We start from the raw sequence: 18,975 nt of genomic DNA on the forward strand, positions 1-18,975 counted from the left end.
AAACGCCCTGCAACTTCCTGCAACAGAAGGTCAGGCGTGCACGAGCTGTGCCGCCTCGCTTAGGGGGTCATCGAGGGGTTGGACCACAGAGGCGCTGGTGCTGGCGGCCGGGGCTTGGCGGGGCGACACTTTGGTCGTGGGTCAGCAAGGGGAGCGACCGAGTCCTTCGATACCTGTGCCTCTCACGGCGTTGATCGGCCGCGAGTCGGAGCTGCAGTCGGTCAGCGGCATGCTTCGCAGAGCCAGGCTGGTGACGCTGACCGGCCCGGGTGGGGTGGGTAAGACCCGGACAGCCATCGAGTTCGGACGTCGGCAGGCCCGGAAGCAGGCCGATGGCGTGTGGCTGGTTGATCTCGCGTCGGTGGCGGCAGAAGACGTCGCGGCGGCGACGACACGGGTGCTCGACATTCGGGGCGCCGCGGGGGACTCGAGCACCGAGGTCGTACGGCGGTACCTGGCCGACCGTGATGCGTTGCTTCTCCTCGACAACTGCGAGCACCTCCTCGACGCGTGCGCGGAGTTCAGCACCACGCTGCTCGGCGCCTGCGCGAAGCTCCGGATCTTGGCCACCAGCCGCGAGCCGCTCGGCATCACCGGCGAGGCGGTGTGGCGCCTTGAACCCCTTCGCCCCGACCACGCCTACCGCCTGTTCCTCGAGCGCGCCCGTGAACGCAGCCCCGAGCTGGTTCCGGACGACGACACCGAAGCGGCCATCCTCGAAATTTGCGCACGGGTCGACCACCTCCCGCTCGGGCTCGAGCTGGCGGCCGCCCGAGTGTCGATCATGTCGCCGTCCGAGATTCTCGCCAGTCTCGAAGCCCACCTGGGGGAACTGGGCCGGCCGCGGCGGTCTGCGTCCGCGCGCCATCGCAGCGTTCGAGCCGCGGTCGAGTGGAGCTACAACCTGCTCGATCCCGTCGAGCAGGCCGCGTTCCGGAGCCTCGCCGTATTCGTCGGCGGGTTTGACGCCGACGCCGCGCGCGCGGTCGCCTCCCTATCGCTCGAGATGCTGGCCGGGCTGGTGGACAAGTCGCTGATCACCGTTGTAACGGCGCCGCAGCGCCGTACGCGATATCGGCTCCTGGAGACCATGCGGGAGTACGCCGCGGCGCAGCTTGTCTCGGCCGACGAGGAGGCCGGGGCGCGGGCGCGACATCTGCGGCACTTCGCCACCATCGGCATTCCTGCCGAGGAAGGGTGGTGGTCGCCAGGCGTGGCCGCCTTGCTGGCGGAACGGGCGGACGACTACGGGAACGTGCGCGCCGCTATTGAGTGGGCGCTGGCCACGGAGTCCTGCGTGGCGATGCGAATGCTCGTCACGACGAGGGATCTCTTCTTCATCCTGGGTCAGGCCGACGGGAGGCGGCTGACGGAGGAGGCTCTGCGGCGGTGCCCTGAGCGGAACAGCGATCGGGCCGAATGCACGCTCGCCGCCGGCCAATATGCCTACCTGCTCGTTGACATGCCCGCCGCCTTCGCGCTGACGACAGAGGCGGTCGAGCTGAGCGCCGAATTGGGCGAGCGCGCGGCCGAGGGCAGGGCGCATTGGTTCCTCGGGCTGCAGAAGTTGTTCGGAGCGGGGCCCGACAACGGACGCGAGCACTTTGTCACCGCCCGCGCCATCCAGCAGGAGACCGGCGACCTGCGTGCCGAGGGGCGGACCACCGCCACACTCGGCCTCGTCTTGGCCAAGGAAGGTGAGCCCGCCGCTGCCCGGAAGCTCCTCGAGGAGGCTCTCTCGATAGGCGTGGCTGCCCAGGACCGGGCGAGCCAGGGCCAGGCGAACCTCTACCTCGGCATCCTGGCCGGGTCGTCAGCCGACCCGGATGGCGCGTCGTCGTACTTCCGGGAAGCGGTCGAGTGCTTTCAGTACTACCAAGACTCCACGCTGCTGCCGGCGGCGCTCGTCGGCCAGGCGAGCGTGGTGGTCCGACGCGATCCGCGGACCGCGCTTCTGGTCCTGGCCGCCGCGTGGGAGGTGCGAGCCCGCAACGGCGGCGACTTCCCGCCGTACATCCGGGCGATGGCTGAGCAAACCCGCGCCGCCGCGGCCGAGGGAACCGCCGACGACACGGCCCGGCTGTGGAAAGAGGGCTCACGGCTGGCCGTTGACGAGGCCATCGCGCTGGCGTTCGGCACGACCCGGCCGAGGATCTCGCACGACCTCGGGGTCAGCCGGCGTGAACTCGACGCCATCCGGCTCGTCGCCGACGGCCTGTCGAACAAGGAGATTGCCGCCCGGCTGCACCTCTCGGTCCGGACGGTCGAGACTCATGTACGCCACGCGCTGACCAAGACAGGCCTGGTCAACCGCACGCAACTCGCGACCTGGGCGCGCGAACGGGGCGAGTAAGAGTCAGTGGTGAATCCGCGATCGCACTGATGTGAGCACCCGAGCCCGATTTCTACGGTGAACCAATAGATCCCGCGGCGGTGACATTTCCGCCTTCTCACAGGAGGTTTACCGATGCGATCAGATTCGAAGTCCACGATGGCGACGATGACCGGGGGTGGCTTCGACGACGCAGTCGAGGCGTTCCGGCGCGCTCAGGCCGCGTTCGTGCAGGGCGATCCGAAGCCGGTCACGGAGTTGTTCTCGCGGCGCGACGACGTCACGCTCGCGAATCCGCTCCTTCCGCCTCAGGTCGGACCAGTCGCGGTCGGCAAGGCAGCGGCAGCGGCTGCGGCGCAGATCAGGGACGGCGCCATGCGCGGTTACGACGAGGTTTCCCGCTACAGCACCGCTGACCTTGGCTATGTCGTCCAGATCGAGCGGGCGCAGGCACGCTTCGGGGGAAGCGAGGACATGGCTCTTGTCGCACTGCGGGTCACCTTGATCTTCCGGCGCGAGGGAGACGCCTGGAAGATCGTGCACCGCCACGCCGACCCGATCACGACCCCTCAACCGATCAGCACGCTCCTCGAGACGAACTGACCCCGACGGTGCCCCCGCAGGGCCAGGCCGGTCAGTCGCGGAAGTCGGCGTTAGCGGAGGCTGCGCTCTGGGAACCGGCTCCTGATCGGAGTACACAAGGAGGAAAAGTTGAGCGCTCATGACCAGAATGAGCAAGGGGGGAAAGATGATGCGAAAGCTTCGGGCTGCGCTGGTCGGCGGATCGGCCGCGTTATTGGTGGGCTTGGCGGTCATGCCGGCCGCTGCCACCGTCATCGACCAGGGCACCTATTCGGGGACGGACTCGTTTGTCTACAACGATTGCGGATATCCGGTCGGAGTACAGGCAGAGTTCAGCGGCAGCTACCGCGTGCGTGCAGGCAAGAATGCCGATGAATCCGCATTCTTCCTCAAGGACACGTCCACATATCGCGAGATCCACACGAACCTCGAGACTGGCGAGTGGTTCGTGGTGCGCGGCCGGAGTGTGACGAACGAGATCGGCGCCACGAGAGTGGAGGGCTCCGTCTTCGAGTTCGTCACCGTCCTGGCCGGCCAGCCGTTCGTGGTGGAGGACTCCTCGGGCAATGTCGTGCTGCGGGACCGTGGTGCCGTCCGATACCGGACGCTCTTCGACACCGGTGGTGACGACCAGCCAGGAGGGACCTTCCTCGAGTTCTTGGGCGCCGAGATCAGGGGTCCGCATCCGAGCTTCTTCGTCGATTTCTGCAAGGTCGCGGGAGATCTGATCGGCACCGGATCGTCTCAGCGGCTCACGGCCCGCCCTGCTGGGACGACGGATGCGCCTTCGGGATATTACGAATACCTTCCGCCCGACTACGACGAGGCCGGGCGGAGCCCACTCCTGGTGTTTCTGCACGGGTTCGGTGAGAACGGCGACGGCTCACCTGCCGAGTTGGGCAACCTCCTCGCCACGGGCATCCCTCAGCTCATCAGGAACAGCGGGTGGCCGTCCGAGCGTCCCTTCGTGGTTCTTGCTCCGCAACACGCGAACCCGACGGATGATGCGCCCTATGCCGCCTGTGAGAATGCCGTGCACCCTGGTTCCTGCGTGATGAGGATCCAGCACGACCTGGGCCATCCGGAGAATGGCTCGCCATGCACCACCCCCGCGGAGGTGCGCGAATTCTTGGCGTACGCGATCGCAAACTATGACGTCGACCCGCAGCGGATTTATCTGACCGGGCTGAGCTGCGGCGCCTTCGGCGCGTGGGAGTACGTTGCCGAGCAGGCGGGCCCCCAGGTCGCAGCCATGGTCCCGATCGCCGGTGATGCCCGCCCCGCGTGGGACGCCGCGAAGTGTGGACTTGGTGAGGTCGCCATCTGGGCCTTCCACGGCGACGCGGACGATGTCGTGGCTCCGGCAGGCAGTATCGAGCCGATGACCGATTTGATGGCGTGTCCCGCGCCGCCGCGGCGCGACGCCGAGCTGACGGTCTACCCCGGCGTGGACCATGACTCCTGGACACGTACCTACAACCTCAGTGCCGGCCACGACATCTACAACTGGCTGCTCGGCTTCACGATCCCGTAAAGGTCTGGCCGTCACCCGTGTGATGCATCGAGGGTCTTCGGCCCCTGGGTGCATCACCCGGGATGTCTCTGTTCTCAGCCCTTGACGGCACCCATCGTGAAGCCGGCGATGAACCGGTTCAGGAACAAGTTGAACACGAGTGCGATCGGCACTGCGACGAGAACTGTTGCCGCCTGCAGCGACTGCCAGAAGAACACGTCGCCGCGCACCAGGGCCGTCGGTACGCCGGTGCTGATCGGCTTCTCTGTGGTTGGCGAGACGAAGGCCAGGGCATAGATGAACTCGCTCGCCGTCAGTGTGAACGCGAACACGACGACGGCGACGATGCCGGGGAAGACGAGGGGGAGGACGATGCGGGCGAACGCGCCGAGCCTGCTGTACCCGTCGACCATGGCCTGCTCCTCGATGTCCTTCGGGATCGCGCGGAGGAAGCCCATCAGCAGCCACACCGAGACCGGGATCGTGATGGTCGGGTAGACGAGTATGAGCGCCCAGGTCTTATCCTGCAGGCCTGCGGCCACAACGACGCGCGACAGCGAGAGGAACAGCAAGGTGGGCGGCACCAGGTAGACGAAGAAGATCGCGATCGCCATCGGACCTGACCAGGGCCGGTCGAGTCGCGCCAGGCTGTAGGCCGCGGGCAGGCCGAGGCCGAGGGTGATCGCGGTGACAAGCAGTCCCACCCAGAGCGTGTTCCAGACGAAGGTCGGGAAATCCGTGCTGGTGAAGAGGTAGTCGACGTGCTCGCGCGTGGGGGCCAGATTGAAGATGAATGGGTTGTTGTCGCGGCGGTAGAGGTCCCGGTTCTCCTTGAACGCGGTGATCGCCGCCCACAGGAACGGTCCGGCCGCGAATAGCGCCGCCATGGCCGCGAGCACGTACACGGTCACGCGCGACGCGATGTGTCGCCGGCGCGCCTGCCGCCGCATCCGTTCGACCTCGGCGGCCCTCATGTGACCTCCATCCGGCGTACGGAGCGGAGGATCGCGACGGCGGCGGCGAGCAGCAACGGGAACAGGAACAGCGCGATCGCCGCTCCCTGCCCGACGTCGCCGCCCTCGATGCCGCGGAAGAACGCCCAGCTCGCCAGCACCTGGGTGGAGTTGGTCGGCCCGCCACGGGTCAGCACGTACACCACGGTCATGTCGGTGAAGGTGAGGATCGCGCCGAACAGCGCGGCCACAGCGATGATCGGCATCGTCAGCGGGATCGTGATCTCGAACATCCGCCGCCAGAAGCCGGCGCCGTCGACCTCGGCCGCCTCCTGGACATCTCTTGGGATGGCGACCAGGCCTGCCATCATGATCACGGCCGCGAGCGGAACCAGCCGCCAGACATGGACCAGGATCACCGAGGCGATCGCGAGGTCTGGTTCGCCCAGCCAGTACATGTTGGCGTCGATGACGCCCACCTCGCGCAGCACCCAGTCGATCGGCGAGAACACCGAGTCGAGCAGCCACAGCCAGGCGATCGTGGACAGTGCGACGGGAGTGGTCCAGGGCAGGAGGACGAGGAAGCGGACCAGCCACTTGCCGCGGAAGTCGGCGATCAGGACGTTGGCGAGGATCTTTCCGAGCAGCACGATCAGCAGCATCGAGATTGCGGTGAAGATGACCGTGTTGCGCAGCGACTGCCAGAAGACCGGGTCGTCGAAGACCCGGGCGTAGTTGCGCAGGCCCACCCAGTCGAAGCTCGGGTCGCCCGCGGTCACGTCGCTGAAGCTGAACGCGATGGCGAGGAAGAACGGGATCGCGGCGAGGGCGACGATGTAGATCACCGACGGCAGCAGGAAGACCCACGCGAGCAGCCCGTCGCGGTCGGCGAGCCGGCGGCGCTGGCCGACTTCGACCTCGGGTACGGCGGCCGTGGGTGCCGAGGTCTGCGTCATGGACCGGTCCGTACCGACACCGGCTCGGTGCGCCTGCCGCTACCGGCGTCGAAGAATCGCAGTCGCTCGGCGTGCACCGCGAAGTCATACTCCTCGCCCGGCTCGACCGGCGAGGTGACGGTCGTGGGCAGCCGGGCAATCACCCGGGTCTCCTCACCGAGCCCGCGCACTGTGCCGTACAGATGCCGGTCGCCGGACAGGTACTCCACCCGGTCGACCTGGAACGGCACGACCAACCGGTCGTCGCCTGGCACGATCTGTGCCGGCAGCAGATGCTCGGGGCGGAAGCCGACGAGTACGTCGTCGCGCGCGACCAGGTTCATCGGTGGCGAGCCCAGGAACGTGGCCACGAAGGTGTCGGCGGGATCGTCATACACCTCGACCGGCGGGCCGATTTGACGGATCCGGCCCTGGTACATCACGGCGATCCTGTCACCCAGACCCATCGCCTCGACCTGGTCGTGGGTGACGTAGATCGTCGTCGTCCGGACCCGCCGCTGGAACCGCTTCAGCTCGTCGCGGGCGCTCGCACGCAGCTTAGCGTCGAGGTTGGACAACGGCTCGTCGAGCAGGAAGACGCTCGGATCGCGGACGAGTGCCCGGGCCAGCGCGACCCGCTGCCGCTCGCCGCCGGAGAGCTGGCGTGGTTTGCGGTCGAGTAGCCGCTCGATACCGAGTAGCTCGGCGGCCCACTTGGCTTTCTCGGCCCGCTTCGCCTTGTCGATCTGCGCTGCCTTGAGCGGGAAGACGATGTTGGCGCGCACCGTCTTGTGCGGATAGAGCGCATAGCTCTGGAACACCATCGCAACCCGGCGCGCCCGGGGCGGTAGCTCGTTGACGACGTGCCCGCCGATGCGGATCTCACCCTCAGTCGGCTGCTCGAGCCCCGCGATCGTGCGCAACAACGTCGTCTTGCCACATCCCGACGGCCCCAGCAGCACGAGGTACTCGCCCTCCGAGGTCGCCAGGTCGACGCCGTCGACCGCATGCACCCGCGCCTGGGCACGGCGACGGACCCGCCCGCCGTCGAACAGCTTCTTCAGCCCCCGGACCTCGACGACGGCCACGCGCGCTCCTTACTCAGCGATCAGGCCGCGACGCCGCCACTTGTCGAAGATGGGCTTGATCTGCCGCTCGGCATCGGCGACCGCCTGCTGCGGGTTCAGCTCGCCGCGCGCAGCCTTGGCGTACATGTTGGGGATGATGAAGGTCGCGAAGACCTCACCGACCGCAGTGTTGGCCGGGCCGGGGTGACCGATGTTCGTGCTCCACTCGATCGCGTTCTTGAGCACTGCGAGCTTGTTGGCCGGTTTGGCGCCGAACGGGTCCTTGTCGAGCCAGTCGTTCAGCTGCGGTACTAGCTTCGGGAAGGCTGGCAGGTCGTACAGCCTCGAGTGGTACGTCGCGAGTGCGAAGTTGCCCGTGTAGTGGAGCAGGAACTCCTTCGCTGCGTCGGCATTGCGAGCGTGGCTCGGGACGATCCAGTTGTACATGACGTGTTGCGCGGCGAGCGCGGCCTTCGGGCCCTTGAGCGCGGGGACGAAGAACACGTCGTCGGCGACTTCCGGGGCCGCCTCCTGAGCGGTGCGCCAGGCCGAGATCGAGTTGAGGATGTACGACATCTGACCGGCGATGAGGCCCTGGTTGTTGGATGCTGCGTTCCAGGAGAAGACCTCGTTGGTCATCGTGTCCTTGAACAACCGCTGCATGAACTCCACGGCGGCGATGGTCTCCGGGGAGTTGATCACCACCTGCTCGTTCGTGTCCTGGATCGAACCACCGAAAGACCACAGCAACGCCCGGCCAGCCATGTTGGAGTCGATCTCCTGGGACATGCCCAGCCCCATCTGGACGTTCTTGCTCTTCTTGATCTCGGCCCCGCCGCGCAGCAGTTCGTCCCACGAGGTCGGGCCGTTGGGCAGGCCGACCGACTCCCACAGGCTCTTCCGGAAGTCGCCGGGGTCGGGCGCCCAGCTCGGCGCATACGCGTAGTGCTTGCCGGTCGTCGGGTTCTGACTGGACTTGACGCACAGCGGCAACTGCTCGCCGTATCGCTTCGCCGCCTCGGCGGCGACGTCCTTGAGGTCCAGCACGCTCGGCTCGAACTGCGAGAGCGGCGCGATGTACTGGATCAGGTCGTGCCCCTGCCTGGCCTGGACCTCCGCCGCGATGCGCGCGGGGATCTCGGCGTTGTTGATGTGGTCGACGGTGACGTTGACCCCGACCTGCTCGCCCCAGGCCTTGGCGAACGGGTCGAACCACGTATCGTGCGCGGGCACGAAATGGCTCCACAGCAGGATCCTCAGATCGCCGGAGAGCGCCGCCGTGGGTTCGGCGAACGTCGGGCTCGGCGCGGGCACGGCCGCATCCGGCGGCCCGCTGTCACCCCCGCCCCCGCCACAGGCGGAGACCGCGGCGGCCGCAGCAGCCATCCATAACAGGTCCCGACGCGAGAGAAGCCCAGAATCGTTCATCGCACGCCTCCTCTGAGGCTCCCTGTCACAGTACGACTGTGCAGTGAGCGCCGGGAAGGTCCAGTGGTCTACTGTCGATCATCTGGTCCTCCAGGGCACTGGGCAGCCTCGCGAGATGTCCGCCCATCATGTGCGTGTCACGCCTTGAGCAGGACGGCGATGCCCGCCGAATCCGGCACCGTCTCAGGCGGTCGCGTCCGCCCGTCAGGCGTTCTGGGATCTGGGCGGACGCGTGTGCACAACGCAACCGCCCTGATCCGGTGGGTCGAAGGGTGTTCTGAACAACGCACACTTGGTGGGTGCCCCCGGCAGGATTCGAACCTGCGGCACATGGTTTAGGAAACCATTGCTCTATCCCCTGAGCTACGGGGGCCCGGAGGCAAGCGTAGCGGGTCGGGTGGTCTGTTCAGGCCGGGTGGTGGTGGCTTCAGGCGGATCTGGGGCGGACCGGTTGGCTTGTAGTGTTCTAGGGTGGATCGGGTTGATGGGTTTCTCGCCGGGTTGCCGGGCGGAATGGACGAGTACGGCGTCGAGGCAGCGACCGCCCAGTTCAAACGGATCGCGGGCAGAGTGGCGCCGACGGCCTGGGATAACGGCACGCCCTGCGACATCACCGTTCGCGAGGTTGTCGATCACGTTGTCGCGGGCAACATCTTCGCCGTACGACTGCTGGCGGGCGCATCCGCCGCCGACGCCACCGCGGGGCTGGACATCGACCACCTCGGCGACGACCCGCTCTCGGCGTTGGCGACGTCGTGCCAGAGTCAACTGGACGCGTTCGCGGCTGCCGATCAAACCCGGCTGCTTCACCACCCCAGCAGGGACATCTCCTTCGAGACGTTCGTGCGGTTCCGCATGGGGGAGTTGGTCGTACACGCGTGAGATATCGCGGTCGGAGCGGAGCTGGACTCGTCCCTCGATGCTCGGGTTGTCGAGGCGCTCTGGGCGATGGTGTTGCCACATCTCGACGAGATGCGCGGCATGGGCACGTACGGCGCCGGGGCAAGCGAGCTTCCAGCCGACGCGTCGCTCCAGAGTCGCGTGCTTGACGCTTTCGGGCGGCGTACGTAATGGTCGCCTGCCGGTCGATGCCGGCAGGCGACAGGCCCCCTAACGGTCAGCTGCCCTCTACGACCTCGTAGACGTGGTCTGCGAGCAGGCCGTGCGCCTCCCGGTGCACCGCGATCGCGGCTTCGGCGTCGGGCGCCTCGGCGAGGCAGAACACCTTGTGCTTGGTCTCGTCGACCCAGTAGCGCAGGTACTTCACACCGTAATCGTCCTGTACCTGCATGTCGGCCTTGTGCGCCTCGGCGACGTCCTTGGCCGTCGCGCCCTCGGGCAGTTCCTCGTGTACGTCCATGAACAGCGGCATAGCGGTCCCCTTACGGTTTCGCCGGTCCGGCCTCCCTCGGTTCCGGCTGTGTGATGATCAGTGTTATGTCGGGGCGGCCGATGAGCCATGACCGCGCCCCCGCCGTAGCTGACCGGGAAGCCACGCTGTCGTTGGCGCTGGCCCGGTTACGACTCCAGGGGGCGATCTTCCTGCGCGGGGAGTACTCGGAGTCCTGGGCGTACGAATCGCTGCCGCCGCGGGACGCCTTGGCCGTGCTGGCGCCGGGTGCCGAGCGGATGATCCTCTTCCACGTCGTCGCGTCCGGGCGCGCATGGATCGAGACGCGTGACGGAGAGCGGCATTGGGCGGGGGCGGGCGACGTGATCGTCCTGCCGTACGGCGACAGCCACCGGATGGGCGGGACGGAGCCGGCGGCCTGCGTCGCGGTGTCGGACCTGATCGAGGCGCCGCCATGGAGCCGGATGCCGGTCATTCGCTACGGCAAGGGTGGCGCGGTGACTCACCTGGTCTGTGGCTACCTGGTCAGTGACGATCCGCTTTTCGATCCACGGCTGCGCGCGCTGCCGCCGGTGTTCGTGGTGCGGCCGCCCGAAGGCGCGGCGCGCGAATGGGTGCGCGCGAGTATCGACTATGCGGCGCAGCAGACCGCCTTGGTCGCCGGTGACCGTATGGAGGCGCCGACGCCGGTCCCGCAGTTGCTCCTGCTCGAGATCCTCAAGCTGCACCTGGCGGGAGCCCCGGCGGAGGAGACCGGTTGGATCCGCGCGTTGCGCGACCCTGTGCTGGCCCCGGCGCTCGCCGCGATGCACGGATCCCCCGGGGAGAAGTGGACGCTGCTCGCGCTGGCCCGAGCGGCGAAGGTCTCGGTGTCGTTGCTCGACGAGCGCTTCCGCGAGGTGCTGGGGCTGGCGCCGATCCGGTACCTCACGGGCTGGCGCATGCACGTTGCGAGGGACCTGCTTCGTACGTCGGACCTCGGTGTGGCGTCGATTGCGCGACGGGTCGGCTACGACTCGGAGGAGGCGTTCAGCCGCGCGTTCAAACGCGAGACGGGCCTGGCGCCGGCAGTGTGGCGCGCCGCCTGCCCCGCCGCCTAGATACTTGACGAAGTTAATTTACTGCCCGTACGGTACCCGGGATTGCCTACGAAAGGTGTTCCCGCCATGTCCACCGCTCGTTTCCTTCGCCGCGCACTCGTGCAGGCGACCGCGTTCACCGTCGTACTCACCACGACTCTGATGTCCAGCGCACCCGCCCAAGCGAAAAGCGACTTCAGCGTCAAGCCGTTCATGGGCTGGAGCAGTTGGAGCGTCCAGTCCTCCAGCCATCCCGATTACGGAACGAAGTGGCTGACGGAGGGGCACATCAAGGCGACCACCGACGCGATGGCCTCGAAGCTCAAGCGCGCCGGGTACACCAACATCAACCTCGACGCGGGCTGGAACGCCAACTGGGCCTGGGAATTCCGCACCGACGCCAACGGCATTCCCGAAGCCGATCCGGAGCGTTTCCCGAACGGCATCGCCAGCCTGGCGAAGTACGTCCACGGCAAGGGCCTCAAGATCGGCCTGTACGGCGGTGCCGGTCTGCAGAAGCCGATCTACGAGAAGGCAGCACCGATCGTCGGCACCAACTGCACGACGAAGGACATCGTCGTACTGCCGCTCACGCCGACCAACATGTGGGGCGGCGACTGGAAGATCGACTTCGCCAAGCCTTGCGCGCAGGCGTACATCGACTCGATCGCGGACAAGTTCGCGTCCTGGGGCGTCGACTTCGTCAAGATCGACGGCGTCACCACCGACAACATCCCGGACATCAAGGCCTGGTCGAACGCGATCGACCAGAGCGGCCGCAAGATGTGGCTGACCGCGAGCGCCTGGCCGGTACCGCGGGAGGCCGGCGAGGGCCTGCAGCCCTGGGCGAACAGCGTCCGCGTCGACACCGACATCGAGTGCTACTGCAACACCGTGGCGACCTGGACCTCCTCGGTCGACAACCGGTGGGAGGACCTGCCGAACTGGCTCGACGTGGTCAAGCCCAACTACTGGCCGGACCTCGACTCGATGCCGATCTCCAACAACACCGGCGTCGGCATCCAGGACGGCATCAACGACATCGAACGGCAGAGCGTGATGACGTTCTGGTCGATGGCCTCATCGCCGCTGTACGTCGGGGGAGACCTCGCCAACCTTGACCGCAAGGCCGTCTCGATCCTCACCAATCCCGAGGTGATCGCGGTCGACCAGGCCGGCGTGATCCCGACCCAGGTCAGCGGCGGAACGCTGCAGGTATGGAAGAAGCGGCTGCCCAACGGCAAGCTCGCCGTCGCGGTCTACAACCTCGGAACCGAGACCGCCAGCATCACGGTGCCGTGGAGCCAGCTCGGCATCAGGGGAAACCGGGAGGTCCGCGACCTGGCGAACCGGCGGAATCTCGGCGAATTCAAGAACTCCTGGACCGCCACCAACGTCCCCGCCCACGGCTCCCGCGTCATCACCGTGTCCTGAGCGGCGTCCGGAATCAGCCACCGCGGCCTAGCCGTTCTGCCCTCTTCGGTAGCTAAACTCCTTGCGTCGGTGACGTTACGTGGGGTGACATCAGCCGGAGGGGGCGCGGGGGATGATCGGGTTTTCGAGGGGTGAAGCGCGTCCGGATCCGCCCCGATTCCGGTTGCTCGGCGCGCTCGAGGTCGGCGAGATCGAGCGGCTCGGTGGGCCACGGCAACGGGCGGTGCTGGCCGCGCTGCTGTTGCGGGCCAACGACACCGCCGGCATCGGGTATCTCACCCGCGCAGCCTGGGACGATCCGCCGATGGCCCCCGAGTCGAACCTGCGCACGTACGTCGCGGGCCTGCGCAAGATCCTGCGCGACGAGCGGGCCGACCTGGTCACCCGCAACGGTGGTTACAGCCTCGTGCTGGACCCGGACGAGCTCGACGTGGCGCGGTTCGAGTATCTCGCCGGCGAAGGCGGAAGAGCCTTGCAGGACGAGGATTTCGCCACCGCCGACAAGCATTTCCGGCAGGCCCTGGAGCTCTGGCGAGGAGAACCACTCGAGGGGCAGGCCATCGGTTCGGCCTTGCAGGCGGAGGTCGGCCGGCTGCAGGATCGCCGGTTCGCCGTCATCGAGCAGCATTGCCGGGCCAATCTCGAGCTCGGGAATCACGCCTCGCTGGTGTCCGAACTGCAGAGCCTGGTCGACGAACACCCTTTGCGGGAAGAGCTTTCGGCCCAGTTGATGCTCGCGCTGTACCGCTCGAACCGTCGCGCGGACGCATTGGACGTGTTCCGCCAGACCCGGGAAGTGCTGGTGCGCGAGCTGGGGATCGAGCCCGGGCCGCGGCTGCAGAGCGTCCAGGGTGAGATCCTCGGCTCGCACCGTACGGCGGCTCCGGCGCCTCCGTTGGGCCGGCATCGCCGTCTGCCGATGGATATCGCCGACTTCACCGGTCGGCGCGACGAGTTGTGGCGGCTGCGGCGACTCGTCGACGAGGCGGTCAGCGGTCCGGTCACGGTGTGCGTGATCGAGGGGATGGCAGGCGTCGGCAAGACCCGGCTGGCGATTCACGCGGCGCACCAGCTCGGCTCGTACGAGGACATCCAGCTCTGGGCGGACCTGCGTGGTTTCGACAGCGCGCAGCCGCCGGCCGAGCCCAGCGCCGTACTCGGGGCGTTCCTGCACGCCCTCGGTGTTCCGGCCGAGCAGCTGCCGCACGACCTGGACGAACGGGCCGCGCTCTATCGGGACCGGTTGGCCGGCGCGAGATCCCTTGTGCTGCTGGACAATGCCGTCAGCGAGGAGCAAGTGCGACCGCTGCTGCCCGGCGGTCCCGACAGCCTGGTGCTGGTCACGACGCGGTGCAGTCTGGCCGGGCTGGATGGTGCCGTCATGCTCGGGCTCGACGTGTTCTCCGAGCGGGAGGCGGTCGAGTTGATGGCCCGAATCGTCGGGCCGCAGCGGATCGCGGCCGAGCCCGATGCGGCCGCGCGAATCGCCCGGTTGTGCGGGTTTCTGCCGTTGGCGGTGACGCTGGCCGCCCGGCGATTGCGGGCCCGGCAGAGTTGGCTGCTCGCGGATCTGGCCGACCGGTTGGAGGGTGATCGGCTCGACCAGCTGGATCTGGGCGATCGTGGCGTGCGAGCCGTTTTCGAGTTGTCCTACCTGGCTTTGGCCGATGACCAGCGACGGTTGTTCCGGCTGCTGGGGCTGCATCCGGGGGACGATTTCACGGCGGAATCGGTTGCCGCGCTGTGTGGTCTGACGCCTGCGAGTGCCGAATCGATGCTCGACGCGTTGCTCGATTTCTACCTGCTCGAGCAGATCACGCCCGGGCGCTACCACTTCCACGACCTGGTCCGCGATTTCGCCCGGGATTGCTTGCGCTCTGACGAAAGCCCTGCTGCGCAAGCGGATTCGGTCCAACGCCTGCTCGCGTGGTTCGTCGCCTCGGCGGATGCGGCCGATCGGGCTCTGCAACCGTCGCGCCATCGCGTCGTACTCGATGTCGACGCCTTCCATCGGCAGTTCGACCAGGATCAGGCGATGCGCTGGTTCGAGGCCGAGAATGACAACCTGGTCAGGGCGGTGCAGGTCGCGGCCGATCATGGTTGCCATCGGCATGCATGGCAGCTGCCCTCGTTCCTGTTGAGCTGGTTCTACCGGCGCAGGCTCTGGGCAGACTGGATCAGCACGTACACGGTCGGCCTCGCCTCCGCGCGCCGATTGGCCGATCGCACCGGTGAGGCGATGATGCTGAACGGCCTCGGTGTCGCGCACTCCGACCTCGATCAGTATGTGGAGGCCATCGCCTGTCATCAGCAGGCGCTGGTGATCGAGCGAGCCGCGGGAGACCGATCCGGCCAAGCCTGGAACCTGAACAACCTCGGCGTCGCGTTGGGCGACCTCGGCCGGTTCGACGAAGCGGTCGACTGTTTCCAGCAGGCCTTGGTGCTGCACCAGGACTCCCACGGCAAGGGTCTGGCCCTGAGCAACCTCGGTGATGCCTATCGGGCGCTGGGCCGGCTCGACGAGGCACTTGGCCAGCTCCGTCAGGCTCTGCGGTTGCAGCGGACCAGCGGCGATCGGGCCGCGCAGCGCTACACCCGGAGCTGCCTGGGAGATGTGTACGTCGCGTTGGGTAAACCCGCGCGGGCCATCGAGCACTACCGCCAGGCCCTCGCGATAAGTCGCGAGACCGGCGATCGTTGGCAGGCCGCCATCGTGCTCGCGCGGCTCGCGGACGTCCTGGGCGATGGCGATCAGGCCGAGGCGTGCCGCCAGGAGGCGGGGATGATCCTGGCCGAACTCCGCGGCGGGCCGAAAACGCAGAAGTTGCGCGAGCAGCTCGGCGACCTCGTGTAGTCGTCTGTGCCCGGTCTGTGCGCGTTCTGTGCGCCCGCTGCTGCATCGTCGTTCCGGTGTGGAGGTCCGGACCGCCCGAACCTCCGGAACAGGGAGGCACCACGATGCTGAGAAAGCTCGCCGTCGTTCTGGCCGCGATGGCCGCCGCTGTGGCGTTCGCGCCGGCCGCCAACGCGACCACCGCAGCAGTACCGACCAAGGCCACCGCCATGCTCGCGCCTGAGATCGCCATCCCGGCGCGGGTGGCCGCCTCAACCTGCGACTCGAGCTACCTGTGCTTCTGGGTTGACTCGGACTACAGGGGGGAGCGGGGCAAGTTCTCTGGCAACAACGCACACTGGAGCAACTACGGGCAGCCGGACTGCCAGGACGGCAACTGGAACGACTGCGCCTCGTCGGCCAAGAACCGGGGCACGTCCTGTTCGGTGACTTTGTACGAGCACCACAGCTACAGCGGCGACGCAGAGACGATCGGCCGCGGCGGCGACCGCTCGAACCTGCGCAACCAGGGGATGAACGACAAGACGAGCTCCAACCGCTGGTGCTGAAGTGCTCAAACGGCCCATCGTGCGCACAGGCCTGGTCGCCTGCGCGGTAGCCGTGACGCTGGTGTTCGCCGGGTGCGCCAAGAGCGCCCCGGCGGCCACCGCGCCACCGGCCGATCTCGACACCACGGCTCTCGACCTGTTGACGCAGTCAGGGTCCTTCCATCAGCAGAAGTACCTGCTCACGGCGGCGGAAGAAGTACTGGTCGGCCGGTGTATGCGGGACCAGGGAGTCGCCTACCCGAAGGAGCCACCGAAGGCCGATACCCGTACGGACGAAGAGCGCGCGCTCAACCTGGCCGAACGCCGTCGTCTGGGCTACGGCCTCTCCCGCGCGAACGGCAGCGACGTACCGGCTCTGGATCAGTATGTGAGGGCACTGCCGGCAAGAGCACGGGCTACTTTCACCCGCGCGCTCTTCGGCGCCGAGGAACAGCGCCGCGCGATCGAACTGCCGGGCACGGGGCCGGTCAGCTTTCCAGGCGAAGGCTGTCTGCACGAAGCCCAGGCCACGTTGTACGGCGACATCCTCTCGTGGGCCCGAGTGACGTACGTGCCAGAAGAGCTCAACAACAAGGTCGCAGCCCTCGCAACGGCCTCACCCGAGTACAACCAGGCCATGCGGCGTTGGGCCACTTGTATGAGCCACCACGGCTACGCGTACGCCCTGCCGGCCAAAGTGAGCGAAGACTTCTCAGCCCGCTACAAGGCTCACGGCAAGAGCAAGCGCCTGCTGCAACAAGAGATCAAAGCGGCCGTCGCAGATGCCACCTGCGCGCAGCAAGTCGGTATCCCCAGACTCGTCATCGACCTCAAGAAGTCCAAGTCCGCAACGCTGTCCGTGTCTGAGCTGCACTCGTTGTCCGAGCTCGCCAGCGTCTGGTCACACGCCGCCACGACCGCCGAGGCCGTCCTCACCACAACCCGTTGACCCCGGCGTCCGAAGCCGCCCCTTCGGACGCCGGCCCTGCGTGTGTTAGTTGGCCATCGGCAGTAGGTCTTCGCGTTTGACCAGTCGGGGTTTGTAGAGGGTCTTACCGGTCTCGTCGTCGACGATGGCGACCAGTACGTCGTCCGGCTCGTACTGCAACCGGGGTACGGCGAAGACGGCCAGGCCGGCCCGTTCGCCGTACGCGGCCGTATAGCTGACAAACCGCCAGTCGCCCTTATCCCAGTGGTCGCGGATGTCGGAACGCAAGTACGGCGAGACCTCCCGGTAGGCCGGACTACGCATCAACTGCTGCTGCGTGGCCGCGAGTGGTACGTCGTACGTGCCGGCGGTCTTGGAGAGCGGGTGCGTTAGCCGGACCCGGAGCCGCCGCAACGGCACCAGCCAAAGGTGGTCGAGCTCGGCCGACAGCGCCGCGAACACCAGTCCTTCGACAACCGCCACGCCGATCACTGCTGGGTTGGCGAACACCGTCCACCAACCGGTCGTCGCAGTGAGCGCAAACGCGGCACCGGCCAGCAGGAGGCCGGCCCGGCCGAGCGAACGCCACGACACCGGCGCGGCCTTGGAACCGACGCACCCGCAGGACGAATCGGGCGCGGCGATCTTGGCGTAGACGAGATAACCGACGAACCCGGCCGCGAGCACCGTCGCGGCCGCGGCATCGACCAGCCGCAGCGGCGGCAGTACCAGCGCCAGGCCGACCAGTACCTCGATCATCCCGACCGCGCGGAACGCCGGAACCGCGCGCTCCTTGCCGACCAGCGGGACCAACGCGGTCCGGCGTGCCCTGGCCGGGACCTGGTCGCCGACGAGTTTGCCGTACGACGACCAGAGCAGGATCGCCCCCAGCACGAGTGGTTGCACAGCGGCGAGATCATTCACCATCTGCGGATCTCCTCTCGAAGGTGGCGGTCAGGCCGCCGCGTAGATGGTGGCGATATCGACCTCGTTGGTATCCGGACGCCACGCGCCGAGCACCTGCGCGTGCCGCCCGACGGACAGCATCGACAGGTCGGAGACCGCGGGGGTGCCGTTGTAAACCGCCGCGCTGAGACCCGGTACGACATGGCCGACGACCTTGTGACCGTGGTGGTCCATCGTGATCTGGTTGCGGCCGATGCTGGTGATACCGACCTTGAGGTTGACGATGTTGACCCAGACCGATTCGGCCGCGAGCATGCCGTCGGGCAGCAGCACGCCACGCGCGTACAGGCCGTCGCCGATGCTGACCTGGTCGATCGTTGTCGGGTGCAACTTCCAGACGCTGGTGCCGCCGGTGAGGATGATCCGGTGCAGCCGGCCGTCCGAGCCGCCTGCCGTGACGACCGCGCCGTTGCGGCCGGTGACCCGGCCCTCGGCGAAGTCCGGGTCGGGCGCGCCCGGTTCGGGGGACTTGGCCCGGGTGGCGAATGCGGCCTCCGGGGCGAGGGAGCCGAGCGCGGTCGCACCGACCAGGGAGGCGGTGGTACCGAGTACGGCGCTGGTGAGCAGGGTCCGGCGATCGAAGGTGGTCATGTCCGTTCCTCTCAGCCCACGACGACGTTGCAGGGAATGAGGCCGGCGTTCAGGCTCGCGATCGCGCTGAAGGCCGCCGGGGTGAGGTCGATGATCCGGTTCGTGCCGCAGTTGCCACCGCAGCAGGCCCGCTCACCGCAGAAGAGATCGGTCTGTGGACCACAGTCCGCGATCGTGGTGGTGATCGCCCGGCCGTTGCACAAGTTGGTCGTCCGATGCCGGAAACCGCAAGTACGCAAGGACATTCCGGTGATACCGCACCGGTCGGGCCGGGTGATGTCGTAGCACGCCGCCGAGGTGTTCGGCCAAGCGTGCTGGGAGTTGCCGGAGTGGCAGGTACCGCAGGCGCCGCGGCCGGTACTACTGCAGGGGCCCCAGCTGTTACCGCAACAGAACCACGAGACTTCGCCGTTCAATCCAGCCATTACTTCCTCC

Annotated in this window: 18 protein-coding genes and 1 tRNA gene; 10 read left to right on the forward strand and 9 right to left on the reverse strand. The window is 67.4% G+C overall.

Annotated elements, in window-relative coordinates:
- The first annotated feature begins 175 nt into the window (after positions 1 to 175).
- From OG394_RS33835 to OG394_RS33845, 3 genes are all read left to right on the forward strand, one after another.
- A complete protein-coding gene (locus tag OG394_RS33835) occupies positions 176 to 2,353 on the forward strand; it encodes an ATP-binding protein (RefSeq protein WP_328991246.1) in 2,178 nt (725 codons plus the stop codon).
- Between the two features lie 114 nt (positions 2,354 to 2,467).
- The gene (locus tag OG394_RS33840) at positions 2,468 to 2,935 is read left to right on the forward strand and encodes a YybH family protein (RefSeq protein ID WP_328991247.1); all 468 of its coding nucleotides are present in this window, start codon (positions 2,468 to 2,470) and stop codon (positions 2,933 to 2,935) included.
- Between the two features lie 145 nt (positions 2,936 to 3,080).
- A complete protein-coding gene (locus OG394_RS33845) occupies positions 3,081 to 4,448 on the forward strand; it encodes a hypothetical protein (RefSeq protein ID WP_328991248.1) in 1,368 nt (455 codons plus the stop codon).
- Positions 4,449 to 4,522: 74 nt separating this feature from the next.
- Here OG394_RS33845 and OG394_RS33850 read toward each other — a convergent pair whose 3' ends face one another.
- The 5 genes from OG394_RS33850 to OG394_RS33870 all read right to left on the reverse strand — a co-directional run bounded on the left by OG394_RS33850 (position 4,523) and on the right by OG394_RS33870 (position 9,183).
- Entirely contained in the window at positions 4,523 to 5,401 is an 879-nt protein-coding gene (locus tag OG394_RS33850) for a carbohydrate ABC transporter permease (RefSeq protein ID WP_328991249.1), read from the reverse strand.
- A complete protein-coding gene (locus OG394_RS33855; protein ID WP_328991250.1) occupies positions 5,398 to 6,336 on the reverse strand; it encodes a carbohydrate ABC transporter permease in 939 nt (312 codons plus the stop codon). The genes OG394_RS33850 and OG394_RS33855 overlap by 4 nt, the downstream gene beginning before the upstream one ends.
- Complete coding sequence (locus OG394_RS33860) at positions 6,333 to 7,403, reverse strand: ABC transporter ATP-binding protein (protein WP_328991251.1); 1,071 nt, start codon at positions 7,401 to 7,403, stop codon at positions 6,333 to 6,335. Before OG394_RS33860 ends, OG394_RS33855 begins: the two co-directional genes overlap by 4 nt.
- Before the next feature lie 9 nt (positions 7,404 to 7,412).
- A complete protein-coding gene (locus OG394_RS33865) occupies positions 7,413 to 8,810 on the reverse strand; it encodes an ABC transporter substrate-binding protein (RefSeq protein WP_328991252.1) in 1,398 nt (465 codons plus the stop codon).
- 300 nt (positions 8,811 to 9,110) lie between these two features.
- A tRNA-Arg gene (locus OG394_RS33870) sits at positions 9,111 to 9,183 on the reverse strand.
- Positions 9,184 to 9,281: 98 nt separating this feature from the next.
- Between OG394_RS33870 and OG394_RS33875 the strand changes: the two genes are divergently transcribed.
- Both OG394_RS33875 and OG394_RS33880 read left to right on the forward strand, forming a co-directional pair.
- Positions 9,282 to 9,692 (forward strand): maleylpyruvate isomerase N-terminal domain-containing protein, encoded by a 411-nt coding sequence (locus OG394_RS33875; protein ID WP_328991253.1) that lies wholly within the window; start codon positions 9,282 to 9,284, stop codon positions 9,690 to 9,692.
- Between the two features lie 66 nt (positions 9,693 to 9,758).
- On the forward strand, positions 9,759 to 9,881 hold the full coding sequence (locus tag OG394_RS33880; protein WP_328991254.1) for a hypothetical protein: 123 nt from the start codon (positions 9,759 to 9,761) through the stop codon (positions 9,879 to 9,881).
- 46 nt (positions 9,882 to 9,927) lie between these two features.
- On the opposite strand, the gene OG394_RS33885 is transcribed toward OG394_RS33880, so the two are convergent.
- A complete protein-coding gene (locus OG394_RS33885; RefSeq protein ID WP_328991255.1) occupies positions 9,928 to 10,182 on the reverse strand; it encodes a DUF4242 domain-containing protein in 255 nt (84 codons plus the stop codon).
- Between the two features lie 80 nt (positions 10,183 to 10,262).
- Here OG394_RS33885 and OG394_RS33890 point away from each other — a divergent pair, with 80 nt between their 5' ends.
- The 5 genes from OG394_RS33890 (at position 10,263) to OG394_RS33910 (ending at position 17,004) form a co-directional block, all read left to right on the forward strand.
- Positions 10,263 to 11,261, forward strand: a complete 999-nt coding sequence (locus tag OG394_RS33890; protein ID WP_328991256.1) for an AraC family transcriptional regulator — start codon at positions 10,263 to 10,265, stop codon at positions 11,259 to 11,261.
- A 66-nt stretch (positions 11,262 to 11,327) separates the two neighbouring features.
- A complete protein-coding gene (locus OG394_RS33895) occupies positions 11,328 to 12,674 on the forward strand; it encodes a glycoside hydrolase family 27 protein (protein ID WP_328991257.1) in 1,347 nt (448 codons plus the stop codon).
- 112 nt (positions 12,675 to 12,786) lie between these two features.
- Positions 12,787 to 15,528 (forward strand): AfsR/SARP family transcriptional regulator, encoded by a 2,742-nt coding sequence (locus OG394_RS33900; RefSeq protein ID WP_328991258.1) that lies wholly within the window; start codon positions 12,787 to 12,789, stop codon positions 15,526 to 15,528.
- A gap of 104 nt (positions 15,529 to 15,632) precedes the next feature.
- Positions 15,633 to 16,076, forward strand: a complete 444-nt coding sequence (locus OG394_RS33905; protein WP_328991259.1) for a peptidase inhibitor family I36 protein — start codon at positions 15,633 to 15,635, stop codon at positions 16,074 to 16,076.
- Position 16,077: 1 nt separating this feature from the next.
- Positions 16,078 to 17,004, forward strand: coding sequence for a hypothetical protein (locus OG394_RS33910; protein WP_328991260.1), 927 nt, complete (start codon positions 16,078 to 16,080; stop codon positions 17,002 to 17,004).
- Between the two features lie 45 nt (positions 17,005 to 17,049).
- Here OG394_RS33910 and OG394_RS33915 read toward each other — a convergent pair whose 3' ends face one another.
- The 3 genes from OG394_RS33915 to OG394_RS33925 are packed head-to-tail and all read right to left on the reverse strand — an operon-like array spanning position 17,050 to position 18,965.
- A complete protein-coding gene (locus OG394_RS33915; RefSeq protein ID WP_328991262.1) occupies positions 17,050 to 17,910 on the reverse strand; it encodes a MauE/DoxX family redox-associated membrane protein in 861 nt (286 codons plus the stop codon).
- Between the two features lie 27 nt (positions 17,911 to 17,937).
- Complete coding sequence (locus OG394_RS33920) at positions 17,938 to 18,540, reverse strand: cell wall protein (protein WP_328991263.1); 603 nt, start codon at positions 18,538 to 18,540, stop codon at positions 17,938 to 17,940.
- 11 nt (positions 18,541 to 18,551) lie between these two features.
- The gene (locus OG394_RS33925) at positions 18,552 to 18,965 is read right to left on the reverse strand and encodes a hypothetical protein (RefSeq protein ID WP_328991264.1); all 414 of its coding nucleotides are present in this window, start codon (positions 18,963 to 18,965) and stop codon (positions 18,552 to 18,554) included.
- Positions 18,966 to 18,975 lie beyond the last annotated feature (10 nt).

This window comes from Kribbella sp. NBC_01245, assembly GCF_036226525.1.
Taxonomy (GTDB): Bacteria; Actinomycetota; Actinomycetes; order Propionibacteriales; family Kribbellaceae; genus Kribbella.

Coding starts and splice junctions, on each gene's coding strand:
- OG394_RS33840 (WP_328991247.1), top strand. CDS start 2,468: ATGCGATCAGATTCGAAGTCCACGATGGCGACGATGACCGGGGGTGGC.
- OG394_RS33845 (WP_328991248.1), top strand. CDS start 3,081: ATGATGCGAAAGCTTCGGGCTGCGCTGGTCGGCGGATCGGCCGCGTTA.
- OG394_RS33850 (WP_328991249.1), bottom strand. CDS start 5,401: ATGAGGGCCGCCGAGGTCGAACGGATGCGGCGGCAGGCGCGCCGGCGA.
- OG394_RS33855 (WP_328991250.1), bottom strand. CDS start 6,336: ATGACGCAGACCTCGGCACCCACGGCCGCCGTACCCGAGGTCGAAGTC.
- OG394_RS33865 (WP_328991252.1), bottom strand. CDS start 8,810: ATGAACGATTCTGGGCTTCTCTCGCGTCGGGACCTGTTATGGATGGCT.
- OG394_RS33880 (WP_328991254.1), top strand. CDS start 9,759: ATGGTGTTGCCACATCTCGACGAGATGCGCGGCATGGGCACGTACGGC.
- OG394_RS33885 (WP_328991255.1), bottom strand. CDS start 10,182: ATGCCGCTGTTCATGGACGTACACGAGGAACTGCCCGAGGGCGCGACG.
- OG394_RS33890 (WP_328991256.1), top strand. CDS start 10,263: ATGAGCCATGACCGCGCCCCCGCCGTAGCTGACCGGGAAGCCACGCTG.
- OG394_RS33895 (WP_328991257.1), top strand. CDS start 11,328: ATGTCCACCGCTCGTTTCCTTCGCCGCGCACTCGTGCAGGCGACCGCG.
- OG394_RS33900 (WP_328991258.1), top strand. CDS start 12,787: ATGATCGGGTTTTCGAGGGGTGAAGCGCGTCCGGATCCGCCCCGATTC.
- OG394_RS33905 (WP_328991259.1), top strand. CDS start 15,633: ATGCTGAGAAAGCTCGCCGTCGTTCTGGCCGCGATGGCCGCCGCTGTG.
- OG394_RS33915 (WP_328991262.1), bottom strand. CDS start 17,910: ATGGTGAATGATCTCGCCGCTGTGCAACCACTCGTGCTGGGGGCGATC.
- OG394_RS33920 (WP_328991263.1), bottom strand. CDS start 18,540: ATGACCACCTTCGATCGCCGGACCCTGCTCACCAGCGCCGTACTCGGT.
- OG394_RS33925 (WP_328991264.1), bottom strand. CDS start 18,965: ATGGCTGGATTGAACGGCGAAGTCTCGTGGTTCTGTTGCGGTAACAGC.